The sequence below is a fragment of the Pseudomonas sp. HP_01 genome, from assembly GCF_055284355.1.
This window is the reverse complement of the sequence record NZ_JBTOPV010000067.1, coordinates 105,307-121,507: the sequence shown is the minus strand read 5'-3', so window position 1 is coordinate 121,507 and position 16,201 is coordinate 105,307. Positions and strand designations below refer to the sequence as shown.

Annotated in this window: 10 protein-coding genes and 1 pseudogene; 6 read left to right on the top strand and 5 right to left on the bottom strand. The window is 60.0% G+C overall.

Annotated features, from left to right (window positions below):
- Window positions 1–7: 7 nt before the first annotated feature.
- The 5 genes and pseudogenes from ACYAR8_RS23385 to ACYAR8_RS23365 all read left to right on the top strand — a co-directional run bounded on the left by ACYAR8_RS23385 (window position 8) and on the right by ACYAR8_RS23365 (window position 7,298).
- Window positions 8–1,132, top strand: a complete 1,125-nt coding sequence (locus ACYAR8_RS23385) for an NAD(P)/FAD-dependent oxidoreductase (protein WP_463581188.1) — start codon at window positions 8–10, stop codon at window positions 1,130–1,132.
- Window positions 1,129–2,076 (top strand): ABC transporter substrate-binding protein, encoded by a 948-nt coding sequence (locus tag ACYAR8_RS23380; RefSeq protein ID WP_463581187.1) that lies wholly within the window; start codon window positions 1,129–1,131, stop codon window positions 2,074–2,076. Before ACYAR8_RS23385 ends, ACYAR8_RS23380 begins: the two co-directional genes overlap by 4 nt.
- Before the next feature lie 54 nt (window positions 2,077–2,130).
- Window positions 2,131–3,489, top strand: a complete 1,359-nt coding sequence (locus tag ACYAR8_RS23375; RefSeq protein ID WP_463581186.1) for a SidA/IucD/PvdA family monooxygenase — start codon at window positions 2,131–2,133, stop codon at window positions 3,487–3,489.
- Window positions 3,486–5,505, top strand: a pseudogene (sbnA, locus tag ACYAR8_RS23370) (2,3-diaminopropionate biosynthesis protein SbnA). The gene ACYAR8_RS23375 and the pseudogene sbnA overlap by 4 nt, the downstream one beginning before the upstream one ends.
- Window positions 5,496–7,298, top strand: a complete 1,803-nt coding sequence (locus tag ACYAR8_RS23365; protein WP_463581185.1) for an FAD/NAD(P)-binding protein — start codon at window positions 5,496–5,498, stop codon at window positions 7,296–7,298. Before sbnA ends, ACYAR8_RS23365 begins: the two are co-directional and overlap by 10 nt.
- A 43-nt stretch (window positions 7,299–7,341) precedes the next feature.
- On the opposite strand, the gene ACYAR8_RS23360 is transcribed toward ACYAR8_RS23365, so the two are convergent.
- The 5 genes from ACYAR8_RS23360 to ACYAR8_RS23340 all read right to left on the bottom strand — a co-directional run bounded on the left by ACYAR8_RS23360 (window position 7,342) and on the right by ACYAR8_RS23340 (window position 13,859).
- Window positions 7,342–8,001, bottom strand: coding sequence for a hypothetical protein (locus tag ACYAR8_RS23360; RefSeq protein ID WP_463581184.1), 660 nt, complete (start codon window positions 7,999–8,001; stop codon window positions 7,342–7,344).
- Between the two features lie 209 nt (window positions 8,002–8,210).
- Entirely contained in the window at window positions 8,211–8,924 is a 714-nt protein-coding gene (locus ACYAR8_RS23355; RefSeq protein ID WP_463581183.1) for a substrate-binding periplasmic protein, read from the bottom strand.
- A gap of 199 nt (window positions 8,925–9,123) precedes the next feature.
- Window positions 9,124–10,407: a hypothetical protein gene (locus ACYAR8_RS23350; protein ID WP_463581182.1), complete on the bottom strand. Its 1,284-nt coding sequence runs from the start codon at window positions 10,405–10,407 to the stop codon at window positions 9,124–9,126.
- 14 nt (window positions 10,408–10,421) lie between these two features.
- Entirely contained in the window at window positions 10,422–11,726 is a 1,305-nt protein-coding gene (locus ACYAR8_RS23345) for an O-antigen ligase family protein (RefSeq protein WP_463581181.1), read from the bottom strand.
- Between the two features lie 513 nt (window positions 11,727–12,239).
- On the bottom strand, window positions 12,240–13,859 hold the full coding sequence (locus ACYAR8_RS23340) for a glucan biosynthesis protein D (RefSeq protein WP_074886040.1): 1,620 nt from the start codon (window positions 13,857–13,859) through the stop codon (window positions 12,240–12,242).
- Between the two features lie 369 nt (window positions 13,860–14,228).
- Between ACYAR8_RS23340 and hflK the strand changes: the two genes are divergently transcribed.
- Window positions 14,229–16,199, top strand: coding sequence for a protease modulator HflK (gene hflK / locus ACYAR8_RS23335; protein ID WP_108121237.1), 1,971 nt, complete (start codon window positions 14,229–14,231; stop codon window positions 16,197–16,199).
- Window positions 16,200–16,201 lie beyond the last annotated feature (2 nt).

Genomic DNA, 16,201 nt, shown 5'->3' with positions numbered 1-16,201 from the left:
AACGACGATGAAAACTTCATTTGATGTGATCGTGATCGGAGCCGGCATCATGGGCGCTTCGATCGCCGCGGCGCTGGTTGAAAGCGGCCTCGATGTGGCGCTGATGGAGAAAGGTATCGCTGGCGCTCAGGGTGCAACTCGGGACACGGGCGGCATTGTCCGCGGTCTGGAGCTGGACGCCACGTTGCGTCCCTTGACTCGCCGCGGCTGCCTTTACGGCAATCCCGGGATTGTCCATGCCCTTTACGAGAGTGCACTCAACCGTAGTGGTGTCGCCTACATCGCCAGCGCCGAAGTGTGCGGGCAATATCTGGAAGCAGTGGACAGCGAAGGTGCCGAGGGCATTGAGCTGCACGCTTCTGTCGACGCGCTTGATAACGGGCGTTTCTCGCCGTTTTGTGTCGGCGAATGCCTGCTCATCGAACGCAGCGGTGGCACGGTCGATGCTCGCGTTGCGGTGTCGAATCTATGTCGCTACGTCAGTGAGAAAGCGACGTACCTCGATCACCTGGCCGTAGACCACTGCGTCGAACTGGATGGCCATGTTCAGGTTCATGCCGGGAAACTGTGTCTGGAGGCGACATGGGTCGTCGATGCCTGTGGCGCCAGTGGCCCAATGCCCCGGCCGCACAACGCCGTGCACGCGCGGACGATTCCGTTCACGCGCTTCGGCTGCGACCAGGCCCCGAGCATGCCGATCATTGCTCACCACCTGAATACCTACCTCCTCCCGCTGGGCCGCAATCTCGTGCAAGTGGGCGGCCAGCGACGTCAGCGCGCGGAACATGCGGATCAGCTGAACCTAGCCCCGCTGGATAACGAGCAAGACGTCATGGACCGCATCTCTCGTCTCGGCTACGACCGGCATCACAGTTTGCCGGTGGTCACACAGGTTGGCTGGGACGCGTATACCGAAGACGGCCGCCCGCTGATCGGCCGTTCCAGCGCCAAGAGCCACCTGCTCCTGGCTACCGGGTTTTGCGGCATCGGCTTCAAAATGGCACCGAATGTTGCCGAGCTGCTGGCGTTCGAGCTGAGCGGCTTGATGTCCGGCGTGTCGATGGACGAGGCTTACCGATCAGTCATGGAAGCGTTCCGCCCTTCGCGGTTCGCCGAGGTGGCGTTGTCATGATGCGCCTGGGTATCTGCGCGGCGCTCGACGTTGGCACCACGCTGCATGCGCGCGGTTTTTTGCGCAGCGTGTACCTGTCCAGCCATCTGTATCCCCACGTGCGCCGCGCGCGCCATTTTTACTTTGATGACGGCGCGAGCGCGGCGGGAGGCGTTGCGGCGGCGAGGCACTTCATTGATGCGAAGGTGGATGCAGTGATCGGTCACTTCGCTTCCGACTCTGCCGCCGCAGCTGTGGAAAGTTATGCACAGGCTGGAATTCCGCTGATCCTGCCCGCATCCACTTGCGCAGCCTTGACCCGCTCCGGGAATACCACATTCCGGATTTGCGCCTCTGACCGACTTCTGGCCACGCGCCTGATTGAGTTTGCCGAATCTGAAGGCCTGCGACGGCTCGCTTTGTTCACCGACCCGAGCCTGCATGGCCGCCAGCAGGGGCATGAACTGCAAGAGGCCTTGCAGTTATCCACAGTCGAGTTGGTAGTCGATGTGAATAATGCCGACGCCGTTGTTTTTTGCGGGCGCTTGAAAGCCAGCCGCCAATTCCTTGTGGATAACCGCGCTGCGGGCTGTGAATTGCCGATCTTCTTCACCGACGACGCCGCGTTTCCTGCGCTGGTGGAAGGCATTGCGCAAACCGGGACGGTGTACGTCATTAGCTTCCCCATCGCGGGAGATCTGGTTGAGGCGCAGTCATTCGATGCGGTTTATCAGCAGATCTACGCCGAACAGGCCCCGGTTTACGCCGTCGAGACCCTTGCGGCATTTGCTCTGGTTGACCGAGCAGCCGCCGGGCAGCGCGGACTGCTGGACGCGCTGCGCTTTGATCAATTTGCCACCCCCGCCGGCCCTGTCAGCTTCAGCAACGGGGAGAACGGTCACGCCCGGGTTTCGCTGTGGATTTACACCGACGAGCACGTCCACGAACGACGTCTGCTGTGTTGAAGCGGCCTGCCCAACAGCGCGCCACCTCTTTTACAACTTTCAGGAAGAATGACCATGACTCAGTATGAAATCGAAGGTGTGCGTGAAACCCTGGACGTCATCTCGGTAGGCTTCGGCCCGGCGGGTATCGCACTGGCCTGTGCGATGGAAGACGAAGCGGAAGGCAGCGGTCGAAAGCCTTTCCAGCGCGTGCGCTTCTTCGAAAAAGGGCGTGACTCGACGTGGCATGGCGCGTTTCTACTGGCGGGCACCGACATCAACCACCATGTCTTTCGAGACCTGGTGACGCCGCGCAATCCACGCAGCCGCTTCTCCTTCGCCATGTACCTGAAAGAGAAGGGTCGTCTGCACACGTTTGGCCTGTTGGGCCGTCCGGCCAGCCGGGTGGAATGGTCCGACTACATCGCCTGGGTCGCTGCGCAACTCAAGGATTACGTCGCCTACGACGAAGGCGTCCTCGACGTATTGCCGGTGACGGAAAAAGGCATCTTGAAGGGCGTCGATGTCGTCACGGCCAACGGCACTTATCGCACCAAGCGTCTGGTGCTTTCCCACGGCAGCCTGCCCCGTATACCGGACGCGTTCAGCCCGCACCTCGGCGGCCGGGTCTTCCACACCTCCCGGTACCTGAAAAACATCCACCTGGGCGGCGGTCCGATCGCGCAGCGCTGGCTGGTGCTGGGCTCGGGTCAAAGCGCGGGGGAGGCGGTGACGCACCTGCTCGGCGCCGCCCCCACCACGCAAGTCCATTCAGTGCACCGCGGCGTGGGTTTCAAGGTGGGACAGCTGGGGCAATTTCCCAACATGGCCTTCCTGCCAGAGCACATCGATTATTTCCACGACCTTGAGCCCGGCAGACGCAGCCGGGTATTCGAGGAGATCCGCGCGACCAATTACGCAGGCATCGACGTCGACGAGAGTCAGGCGCTTTACTCCTTCCTGTACGAAGGCGAGGTTACCGGGCACCGGCGTCTGAACCTGCATGTCTGGTCCGAAGTGGCTTCAGTGGAAAAAGTGGGCGATGCCTATTCGGTGGTGCTGCGTGACAGCAATACCGGCGTTGAAACCGTGCTGTACGTCGACGGGATTGTTTTGGGCACCGGCTACGAGCAGCTTGCAGTGCCACCACTGCTGACCCTTCTGCAACCCTGGCTGGTCCGCGACGAGGACGGCACGCTTGCGGTCGACCGGCATTACCGGGTCGCCCTGCAGCACAGTGAAGGCGTGCAGATCCTGGCGAACGGAACGTCGGAAAAGACCCACGGCATCAGCGACGCTCAGTCGTTTTCAATGGTTGCCGTACGGGCGCAGCACCTGACCGATGCGCTGCTGGCGACCCAGCCCCGGGAGCGTGCGCCGGTGGCGACCATGCCGAGCCATTCCCGGCGCACACGCGTCGAGGCACGACCATGAATTTCATTTCCCACATCGTCGGCGATTCGAACTTCGTCAGGGTAAAAGGCCTGGGTTTTGAAAACCTGCATCTGAAGCTTGAGTCATGCAACCCCGCAGGCTCGATCAAGATGAAGACGGCCATCGGCCTGATCGACTCCTATGCAGAGCGCCGACTTATCCACAAGGACACCGTGCTTATCGAGTCGTCGTCCGGCAATCTTGGGGTGGCGTTGGCGATGATTTGTGCCGAGCGTGGCTATAAGTTCTGCTGTGTGGTTGATCCCAACACCAACCTGCACAACATCAAGATGATGGAAGCCTTCGGCGCGCAGATCATCATCGTCACCGAGCGCGACGACAATGACGGCTATCTGGGCACCCGCATTCGTTACATTCGCGATGCCGTCGCCCGCGATCCCCGTCACCTGTGGCTTAACCAGTACAGCAATCCGGCCAACGCCAAGACCCATGAGCACACCACAGCGCGCTCGATTCATATCGCCTTCCCGGCGCTGGACTATCTGGTGGTCGGCGCCGGCACGACCGGCACTTTGATGGGCTGCGTGCAGTATTTCCGCAAACATTCGCCGCGCACCAAGATCATCGCGGTGGACAGCGCCGGTTCGGTGACTTTCGGTCAGCCCCCCGGGCCGCGTTTCATTCCGGGACTCGGCTCCAGCCAGATGCCGCCGATCTTCCGCGCCCATCACTTGCACAAGCAGCAGGTGGTGGATGAGCGCGCCACCGTGGCCATGTGTCGCTGGCTGGCGAAATCCAATGGCGTGCTGGCGGGCGGCTCCACCGGGACCGTGGTGGCCGGGTTGGCAGAGCCCTCGCTGGGGATTCCCAAAGACGCCGTAGTCGTGGCGATCTCGCCGGACGCCGGCGAGCGTTACCTTGAGACAATCTACAACGATGAGTGGGTGATGCAGAAGTTCGGACGCGCCGAGCTGACGGCGCTCAGCTCACAGCCGATTGCCCGGTATGTGAAGCAGTACGTGCACACCTTCGAGGGAGAGGCGCTGAATGTCTGACTTCCATGTGATCCCCGGCGCTGTGATCAAAGACATTCTCGACAGCCACGCCCACGACATGGTGCGGCGCATCGAGCAGGTGTATCTGCAGCACCATGACGGCCAGACGCTCAACCCGGACAGCTACTTTCTTCGTTTCCCTCAACAACCCGCCAACCGGATCATCGCGTTGCCGGCGGCGCTGGAGGGAGAAGACGCCGTGGCGGGAATCAAGTGGATTTCGAGCTTCCCCGGCAACGTCGCTCAGCAGAAGCCAAGGGCGTCAGCCGTCGTTATCCTTAATGACCGAGAGACTGGCTATCCCTACGCCTGCCTTGAAGGCGCGCAGATCAGCGCGGTGCGAACAGCCGCATCGGCGGTGTCAGGCGCTTACTGGCTCAACGGTCAGTCACGTAAGGTTGCGTCAGTAGGATTTATCGGCGCAGGGGTGATTGCCCGCAACATCGCGCGGATGCTCAGCGTTGAAGGATGGGATATCAGTCACGGGGTTGTGCACGATTTCGACGCGGCGTCTGCGGACGCTCTGACAGGCTTTATCGAAAATGCCGACTTATGCACAGCCCGGACCGGAACGCTGGAGCAAACGCTGTCGGCAGATCTGGTGATCTTCGCCACCACGGCCGGCGAGCCGTACGTCAAACAGCCAATGGGGTTTCGCGCCGGCCAAGTCGTGCTGAACATCTCGTTGCGGGACATCGCCCCGCAGCTGCTGTTGGAAGCCAACAACCTTTGTGACGACATTGAGCACTGCATGAAGGCCAATACGTCGCCGCACCTCGCCGAGCAATTGACCGGCAGCCGCGCTTTCATGAACGGGACGCTGGCCGGCCTTATCCGTGGCGAGGTCGGGCTTGACCCCGCAAAGCCCTCGATCTTCTCGCCGTTCGGCTTGGGCGTACTGGACCTGGCGCTGAGTAAATTCATCGTCGACACCGCGCTGGCAGAATCCCGTGGCGTCGGTATCGAATCGTTCTTTGGAGAGACCTTGAGATGGAACTGAGCGCAGCGCTGGCGGGCGAAAAGTTATCCCCAGGCCTGGAAAAAGCCGCTATCAGCATCGGTATTGTCGGGTGTGGCTCACGCGGGTTAACGGTGCTGGAGCGTATCTGTGCGCTGGCGGTCAACACAGCCCGGCACATCGAAGTGAACGTATTTGACCCCCAGCCCCCGGGGCCAGGCTTGCATGCCGTCGACCAGCCTGAATACCTGATGCTCAACACCGTCGCTTCGCAGATTTCGATGTTTCCGGACGCCGCGGCCCTCGACGGACACACGGGACGGCAAGGGCCGAACTTTTACGAATGGTGCCTGCGTCATAAATCTGCAGAACGCAGCGTACAACCCAATGGGTTCCTGCCGCGCAGCTGGCTGGGAGAGTATCTGGCATGGACTTACCAACAGGTGATTTCTGGTCTGCCCGCAAACGTGCGTGTCATTCATCAACCTCATGCTGTGGATAACATTGAGCACACAGATATGGGCCAGTTTGTTCTGTCCACAGATGAATTGAGTTGTGCAGTGGATTGGCTGGCGATCACTGTTGGTCACGCGCAATGGATGAAGGGTTCGAAAGAGGAGCGGCCCGGATCGTCCGCAGCTTATACACCCCTCGGATCGCTCGACTCAGTGTTATCCACAGAAGCGGTCGGTATTGAAGGGCTGGGGCTTACTGCGATGGATGTTGTCGCGGGTCTAACGGTCGGGCGCGGAGGCCAATTTCGCAATCTGCCGGATGGCTTGCGCTATGAGCCTGGCGGCGGGGAGCCGTCTATCTATCTATTCTCCCGTAGCGGTCTGCCGTACCGCACCCGGCCGGACATAGTGCCTCATCGGACCTCAAATGCTGCGTTGATTTTCACCTTGTCAGCGGTGGCGAGTCTTCGAGCGGAAAACCCCGACGGCCTGGATTTCGAGCTGCAGGTACTGCCGTTGATCAAAGCTGAGATGCTCGCAGAATACTTCGGGATGATTGCGCACCAAAAAGGCGAGTCGGCGTTAAAGATCAAAGCGGAGGTTGTGCGCGCGTATTACCTGGACCGGCTTGACACCGTATCGGCGGAAATGGCCGCGCGCTTCCAGGCGCTGCCGCTGGATGAGGCTGTGTATAACCCGCGCGGGTCATTTATGGATTCGAAGGATTATCCCCAATCCATGCGCGCATTCATCGAGCGCGACACTGCGGAGAGTTCACTGGGCCTGGATTCGAGTCCGATCAAGGCTGCGATCGAAGTGTGGAGAAGTTGCCGTGAGCAGCTCCGTCGGGTTGTGGATAACCGAGGACTCACAACTGATTCACGTCTAGTCTTCTTCGGAGAATACGCGCCCCACGTCAATCGAATGGTCGCCGGGCCGCAGAAGGAGCGTCATCAGGAACTGCTGGCCTTGGCCGATGCGGGAATTGTCAAATGGGTGCACGTTTCCCAAGTTATCCACAGTGCGGATCGACACCTCACCAGCGTGGTTCTCGCAGAGAATCTGATCATCCCCTTACAATGTGTCATCAGCGCACATGTCAGCGGCGCCCGTGACAGTTCGTCGCTGCCAAAAGTTATCCGCTTATTAAAGGATATCGGAGTTATCAACAGCCTGACTGAAGACGGAGAGGGCGTGCTCGTAGACAGCGAAGGTAAAGCACAACCCAACTTGTGGATAACCGGCCCTCTCGTCGAAGGTTCGACTTATTACAACCACTACGTCCCGTCTTCGGGCAGCTATTCCCGCGCCTTCGTCGATGCCGACCGGATCGCCCGCGAGATGCTAGGGTTGAATGTTGAGGTTAAATTGACGGTTTAGAGGCTATTTTCAGCGCTCTCCCGCATTCGCGAATGAGAGACGCCTAGAAAGGTTTGGTAGCGATGACTTCTAGAGCATGCTGCTGCTTCAGCATCCACGAGGCGGATGCTCTGCACCGTGCCTCCACCAGTCCGATGATGATGCAGAAGTCGGCTTGGAGATCTCGACTGAAAATAGGTTCGTGGTGGGCAATGCGGTTTCTGAGCAGTCGCACTTTGTTTAGGTTTTCAAATAATTTCTTGCGGTTTTCTGCGGTTGTATTGGCGGGCTCCAGGTTGGGAAAGACTTGGATAAGGCACGAGTTCCAGATTCGATCGTCATGCCTGCTGGTAAACATTTTCTCCCAGAACACGAATTTCAGTTCGGCGACAATCTGGTCTGCAGTGCTGCGCTTCGACTTAAGGCGCTGCAGGTCTGTTAGCGGGTTATAGCCGGGTCCTGCGCACCGAGGAAGGCTGCGCTCGAAGCCAGAAATCCATGGCCAGGAGGGGCCGTGAATTAGTGCTATTGCATCAGCAACGGCGTTGCGAACAACGACTTCACATATATGCAGGGGTGTAAGTAGTGCACCCGATACGCGAGCGTTCCAAGCGTAAAGCGCCAAAGCCTCTTCAGCACCGAACCCGGCCGCGGTCGCCGCACTTCGATATGTTGCCATCCAAACCGATGACAGGGCGGTCGAGACCGTGCAGGTTTTTTGCATTGACTTGAGAAACCTATGTCCATATAGTTTTTTCACTAGCCACGGGATTCGCGGGTGCATGCACCTCCCCCCGAGGACAGACGAAGTAACAAAAACCCCACCTCTCGGTGGGGTTTTTTTTGAGGTCGGCATTGTACTTTCCAGATCCGGGATGCGCGCGGCCTCCTGTTCCGCAGTTACAAAATTACTGACTAATGAACGGCCTGTCGTCACTTCGCCACCTGCGCCCCAGGCAAATACTGGCGTCGAATGCGCTCCAGCTCGCCCGACGTGTTAAGGCTGTCGATCGCGCTGTTGATACGCGGCAACCACGAGGCGTATTGCGGCTGGAGCTTGAACACCAGCGGCGCTTCGCTGAGTCGTGCGCCCTGGACGAACTGACCGGGATCAAGCGCATTGCTTGAGACCAGCTCATCAAAGTTGTCGTCGACCATGGCGATGGCGTCGACGCGTTTGCTCTGGAGCAGCTTGATCAGCGCTTCATCCCTGGAGGTTTCCAGCCGGGTCAGGCGATGCTTCTCGATCGCCGGGTCCAGGGCCCAGTAGTTGTAGCCCCGGACCATGCCAATCGTAAGGTGCGCCAGTTGCGCGATGGTCTGGCCCCGCGCAGGGTGGTCCGCCAGAAAGTACAGGTGCTCTTTGACCGTGGAATAGGGTTTGGAGAACACGTATCGACGCTGCTCTTCGGAGCTGTTCCAGATCAGCGCGTCAGCAAAGTTGATATCGATCTCGCCCTTGCGCAGCATCGCCTGCAGGCGGTTGACCGGGTAGATGACGAAGGTAACGTCAAGGTTTGCCAGTTTCATCACGCGTCGCGCGATGTCGACGGAGATCCCTTCCAGGTGACCGTCCTTGTCTTCGTAGGCATAGGGCTTCGACTGAGCTCCGCCTGCGACGTACGGCTCCCCGACAACTGGCAGCATGAACAGCCCGAGCAAGCAGCCAACGATGAATCTTCCTCGAAGCCCCATACGTTCCCCCGGCAGCCTATCTGCCCTAGGCCGTAAGGTAGCAGCAACACATGTCCAGTAAATGTCGTATTGCCACTATTTGCATCTGCAGCGCATAAAAAACCCGCGCTGACAGGGGCAGGCGGGTTTCATAAGTAAAGACGTAAGGACGTCAGGCGTCGGGACTCAAGCGAATTATTTTTGGAAACTCCGTGAGTGTGAGCCGGGCGGAGCAGCGCTGGGCATCGCACACCCACTGCTGCGCAGAGTCGGTCATGCCTTTGTCCGGCGTTTGCGTATCGAGTATGCGCACCGGTCTGTTTTTCATGGCCGTAGCGCTAATGCTGACTTCGTGCTCGCGACCGCTTACCCACGCCACCAGAATCCGCTCGCGGCCATTGCTCAGGGCCAGTTGGAAGACTCCGTCGGACTGGAGGCTGTTGGCCGGCTCGTAGGTGAAGTCAGGCAGGTAAGGGCTGATGGCCTTGAGCACCGAATAAGCCGGTTTCGCGCGCAGATCGTCATCAAGCAGGCCGAAGTTGTGCTCCTGGTCGGTGTGGTTGGTGCCATCGTTGATCAGGTCATACCACCACATGCCTTTGACGTTCGGCAGCGTGCGGATAAGGAAGTACGCGCGCGCCAGGTATGCAGACTGGCGCTCGGCGCTAACACCGCAATTGCCATTGTGGCTTGGCCAGCTCATCTCGGTCAGATACAGAGGCACCGGCCTCCCAACCTTGGCGCTGATTCGACGGTCCAGATCACGCATCCAGCCGATCCAGCTTTCCGGCGTATTGCGGTAGCTGCCTTCGCAGTGCACATAGGGGTGCAGCGAGAGGCCATCGGCGTACTTCATCACCCCTGCAGCCAGGATGCGGTCGACGAATCCACTCTTGATCCCCAGGGTCGTCACGGCGCCGGCGAGCACGAGTGCCTGGGGATTGTTCTTGCGAATGATCGGTGCCGCGTCACGGACCAGCGTGACGTAGTCGTTACTCAGACGCGGATCGGCCGCGCCGTCCAGATCCCACTCGTTCCAGACTTCATAAAACCTGACCGGATTACCCAACTGGCGAGTGAGGTAGTCGACGTATTTCAGGTACGGAATCTTGACCTCAGCCTTGCGCGGCTTCGCGCCGCCCTGATATGAGCTGCCGTAGCCGAGAATGACCATTGGGGCGAGGTTCAGTCCCTTGGCAGTGCTCAGCCAGGCGCGCCACGGCGCAATGATCTGCATCTGGCCTCGCACAGGTTCGGCCGTAGACCAGAAGGCGTCATCGCGAATGGACGTGACGCCCGCCACGCTTGCCATTTGAAGGCTGCGCAGCGGTTGCCCGGTGTTGTTCATCGAATGGGTGGCAACGCCGACGATAAAAGGCTCGGACGCGGCGACATTGGCAGCGCAGAGAGCGGCCATGAGTGCCAGCCCGCTCAGGCCAATGGTGCGAAAGCTCATAGGATTGCCCTCGGTCAACTCAGGCCCGGCAGGCCGTTCCACGTGGGCAACTCATGGGGCTTTGGGGCCCGCTGTCTGCCCCGCGCTTTCATGGCCAGCGCGTGCCCGATGGCCATGCCCAGGAACATGTTGGCTAGGGTCACTTCCAGCGTATCGGTCGTCCAGCTGACAATGCAGATGCAAAAACTGGTCACCAGCAACGCCTTGCCGTAACGGGTGACGCTGTCCGCCAGGATGAAAAACAACGGGATGTGCAGCGCGTAGAGAAACAGTCCGGCCAAGCCAAACGTCGCCCACAGGTAAACCACGGTGCTGTCGGAAACCATGAAGATGCTGGCCGCGGGAACCGGGAAGGCGGCCACGGCACTGCCAACCAGCCCGAAGCCCACACCGGTGAGCGTTCGATCCTCCTCCATCAGCGTCCGAATGACGTTGGGCCAGGTGTTGATCAGCCGGTCATAGATGGATGCGAGCGAGCTGCTGGACGAGATTTTGTTGGCATCGAAGTCGGTCATCATCGCCACGAAGGGCAGCGACATACCGAGGACGACCGCGACAACGATGGTCGCCCGTGCCGTCCAGCGGAACCGCATCATCACCAGCAGACCGGCACCGCCGATGAACGCCAATGCTGGTGCCTTGCTGGTGGTCAATATCACGCCGGCGAGACCGATCACGCAGACCACCAACCCCAGCAACTTCGAGCGCAGGGTCGCCATCAGGTACAGGCTGAAAATCGAGATGATGCTGGCCACTGCGCTGGACATCCGCGCGAAGCCTGCCGGGCGGTCTATGTCTTCGGAGGTCCACGCGGTGTTGGCGCTCAACTCGGTGCCGCCGACGGTGTAGCTGTAGCCCTTCCACGGCAGACTGACAGACCGGTCGAGGGCAATGCCGACCAGCGAAGCCAGCAGGCAGAAGGCAATCACCCACATGAACAGGCGCTTGTGGCGAATGATCTGGTCACCGCAGGCGATCCCGAAGAGCAGCGGGCTGATCCCGTAGAGCGCGAATGCAAAATTCCCGGCCTGGGCGCCGTTCAGTGCTCCCCATGCCGCCGACAGGAACAGCACCAGCAGGCTCAACCAGACCCCCGGCCCGGCTTTGAAGCTGCGCAGCTCCAGTGCGAAGAACAGCAGGCAAGCGACCTTCGGGGCGTAGAGCAGTACGGAAATCCCAGCCTGATCCAGATAGAAACGCAGAGCCCCGTTGAAGGTCTCGACGACCATCAGGCTGATCGCAACCAGCACGATCGCCATGGATTTCTCGAATGAAAGCAAAGAAGGTTTTTCTACGTAAACGGGGGAAGTCGACATCATGTGCAGCCCCTCGGGAGCATTTGTACGTGTGATAAACGTCAGCGTGCGAGCAGCCGCCGAGCGGCAATGGCGGTCGATGGCGTGCAATCGCGATGATTTGGTTGGTCGCAGCGGGGGAGGAGGAGGGCGTTTCGGTCCCCTCGCGAGCGGCGCGGCAGGGATATATCAGCCGCAGATCGGGGGGCTGTCAATCAAATAGTCAAATTTACGGATATATTTAGTCATGGCTAAATATCGTAAATCGTAACTCATTGATTCTAATGACGGATAGAAAATTGACGCTATAAAAAGGAGGGGAAATACAGACCTGTCGGTGGCTTTCTATGACTCATTTCCGTTACAGGTTCCGAGTGCTGGCCGCTCTCTTGAGATGTGTGTACTCGAGTGGCGACAGGACTCATTGTGAGCGTTGGCTTGCTCGCGAAGATGGCAGCACAACCGTTGAATATTCAGCGGCTGATACGCCATTTCACGAGCAAGCTTGAATCCCGCGATACGGTCAGCTGATCAGACTCAGGTGTAGCGACGCTTGTCCGGTGCGGGCGGGAAGTACTGGTACAGCCAGGTCTCACTCAGCGTGCGGTCACCGGTTTTGATGAACATGCGCATTTCCACCGGCTCCACGGAGTCGCTGGTCGGGTACCAATCGAACGTCACGCGGAACCCTTTGATGTCCGGCAGCACCAGCACATTGAAGTCCTGGATTTTGCCGTGGGACACGGTGACCATCGGCTCGATGCCCGAACCTTCCGGCAATCGGTCCAGCCCGCCGCCGTTGAAGTCCACGGCAAAACGCCGCGCCCAGACTTCCGGGTAGTGCTCGCCCGGAGCCCAGCCCTCGATGAAACCGCCCATGCCTGAACGCGTCGCGTGCACTTGAGCCAGTGGCGTGCTGACCGGAGGCAGCGGGCTCCAGTAGAGCTTGTAGCCATAATTCATCGACATGCCGGCCTTGACCGGCACTTTCGGGTTCCAGAAAGCGACGATGTTATCCAGGGTTTCTCCCGTGGTCGGCAGCTCCAGCAAATCGATTGAGCCCTCGCCCCATGCCGTCGTCGGCTCGACCCACAGGCTCGGCCTGCGGTGGTACCAGTCCACGGTGTCCTGGTAGGTCTTGAAGTCGTGGTCGGTCTGCACGAGACCGAAGCCTTTCGGGTCTTTGTCGGCAAACGCGTTGAACTGGATCTTGGCCGGGTTGTTGAGCGGGCGGCAGATCCATTCGCCATTGCCACGCCACATGGCCAACCGGTCAGAGTCGTGGATTTCCGGGTGAAGGGTGTCGCACATGCGGCGTTCATGGGTGCCGCAGCTGAACATGCTGGTCATGGTCGCAATGCCCAACTGCTCGATGTCGGCCCGCGCGTTGATGTGCGCGTCGATGTCCATCACCACGCGGTCAGCCTGGCAATCGATGTCGAAGCGATACGCGCCCGTCGCACTGGGGGAGTCCAGCAGCGCGTAGACCACAAAGCGTGTGGCGTCTTTGGTCGGCTTCTCGAACCAGAACTGCGTGAAGTCGGGGAATTCCTCAGGGCTATGGGCGTAGGTGTCGATCGCCAGACCCCGGGCGGAAAGACCGTATTGCTTGTTGCTGTCGATGGCGCGGAAGTAGCTGGCGCCCAGAAAAGACAGCACGTCGTTGATGGCGATCTCGGGAGCCTTGAACAGCTTGAACCCGGCGAAGCCCAGGTCGCCTTTGAGCTGGCTCTTGTCGATGCGGCTGGCTTCGTAGTTGAACAGCTCAGGGCGGAAATGTACCTCACGCGCCTGCTGGGTCGCCGGGTCGACGCTGTACATGCGAACCGGCGTCTTGAACCCTGCGCCGACGTGGAAGAAATGCACGTCCAGTTGGCCTTTCACGTCGTTCCACAGGGAGTGACCGGCGTCATACTTGATCGCGTTGAACTGCTGAGGCGTCATGTTCGCCAAGGTTGGCGGCAGGTTCTGCTTGGTGCTGACGTAAGGCTTGCCGGCCATCTGTTTGGCGCTGTCCTGCAAGGTCTTGAAGTCAAAGTGTTCGATGTCGCCATCGGCCGCCGCAGCCAGCGCGCGTGCCGCATAAAGACCTGACGCGGGCAGCGCGCTATAGGCTGCCAGCGCCATGGACGCTTTCAAGAGATTTCTGCGATTCATATGGTGAAGCCTCTGAAGATGCTGTGCCTTCCTGCACAAAATAGTGCGCTTTCCCAATCCTTGCCGAACGCAAATTACCAACAAACAGATAACAATCTCGGCATCTTGTTCGCACAAAGGGGAAAAAAACGTTTCAAGGCACGTTTGATCTGGCGTCCACGTGTTGCTTGTCCGAGTGAGCCTGTAGCTGTCTGCTGCCTGTCCGCACCCGCATTGAGGGCTGCGCAAACGAATAATCAGACGAAAATTTCACGATTTCTGTTATATCGTAACGCCCTGTTTCAGCGTGGTTGGAAGCAGTGTGACGCGACGGCAGTTGGCGAGCGGGAAGGGTGATGATTACAGCGTTAAACGGGCTTTGGAGTTGCAATGCGGGTTGATCTGGATGATGAGGGCGTTGCACCGGTGAGCCTGCCGCGATTTCAGCAGGCGGCTGTTCAATCGCGGCGTCTTTCACGGCTGACGTATCTGACAGGAGCGATGGGCGTCGTCGGCCTGGTGGTGTCGCTTTTCGTTGACCTCTTTTCTCCCAACTCGCTGTGGACGGCGGTGCTGACCAACAGTGCCGCGAGCCTGCTCTTGCTGGCGGCGGCATTGCAGTCGGCTCACGTGGTCAGCCAGTGGCGCGCGGGCATCATCGCACCCGCTTCCGCTGCAGCTGCCTCTGATGATGAAGCGCTGCTTCACGTCGAGGAGCAGGGCTGGTACGACCGCGTCCTTGGCCGCATCAGCGGCGCTGGCACCTCAATGGTGGGGCAGGTCGGATTGCCAGTGTTCTGGCTGGCAGGCTGGACGTTGCTGTCGCTGGTCAGCATTGGCCTGATCTGGAACCTTGCTTTGGCAGGCAGCAATGTCGGCCTTGTCGGCAACATGGTCGGCGGCCTGCTGCTGTTGATCGGGTTTGCGCTGTTGGTGCTGGAGCGGCAATTCGGCAATGAGTCCGAGGCCAGTTGGCCTGAAGCCGAGCAGTTGGCGCAGATCACCAAGGTCGCCATCGCTACGCTACTGGTCACGGCGTTCTGCCTGTTTTTCTCCTCAGTTGATCGCGTATGGCCCGCCCGCCTCGCGGTATTGATTGGGCTGTTGCCTGGGCTGGTCGCCGTCGAGTTACTCGTCCGCGCGCTCCTGTCTGTCTTCAGCCCCCGTAACGAACGCCTCGAACCGCGCCTGATTGCCAACAGCTTCGTTGCCGGCCTGTTGCGCTGGCCGCCGCGTCCGCTGCTGGCGCTGCAAAACGAGCTGCATAACCGCTTCGGCATCGACCTGCGCCAGATCTGGGCGTTTACCTACATGCGCCGTGCCTTTCTGCCGGTGCTGGCAGTCATCGTCGGCCTCGGCTGGTTGCTGAGTGGTGTTCACGAAATCCCCATGCAGGGCCGTGGCATTTACGAGCGCTTCGGCAAGCCGGTTGAAGTCCTGGAGCCGGGTCTGCATGCCGGTTTGCCCTGGCCTTTCGGAACGGTGCTGGCGGTGGAAAATGGTGTGGTCCACGAGCTGGCGACCAGCGTCGCGGAGGGGGCGGGCGCCGAGCAGACCCTTGACCCTGCCGAAGGGCCGCCGCCTGCCATTGCCAACCGGTTATGGGACGCCACACACATCAATGACAAGTCGCAAGTGATCGCCAGCGGCTCCGGTGCCAAGCAGAGCTTCCAGATCGTCAACATGGACGTGCGCTTTGTGTATCGTATCGGGTTGACGGACGAAGCCGCACTGGCCGCGACGTACAACAGCGCCGACATCCCCAGTCTTATTCGCAGCACCGCCAGCCGCGTGCTGGTGCACGATTTCGCCTCGCGCACCCTCGACGAATTGCTCGGTGAGCAGCGCAATGATCTGGCGGCTGACATCGGCGACGCCGTACAGCGCGACCTGAAAAAACTCGACAGCGGTGTGGAAATTCTTGCGACCGTGGTTGAGTCGATTCATCCACCGGCAGGCGCGGCAAACGCCTACCACGCGGTCCAGGCCGCGCAGATCAGCGCCCAGGCACTGATCGCCCGGGAGCGTGGCGCGGCGGCAGATCAGGCCAACGTGGCTCAACTGCACGCCAGCATGGCCCACGATCAGGCGGCGGCCACCTCGCGGGAAGTCATGGCCACGGCGCAAGGCGCGGATTTGCGTTTCAGCGCCGAGCAACAGGGCTACGCCAAAGCGGGCCGGGCGTTTCTGCTGGAGCAGTATTTCAGTCAGCTGACTCAGGGGCTGACCCACGCCAAGTTGCTGGTGCTGGATCATCGGCTCGGCGGCACCAGCGCGCCGACCATCGATCTGCGTTCTTTTACCCTCCCGGTCGACCCTGCAGCGTCGACTCAATCAGCTGACCAGCCCTCGGCTGAATAAGG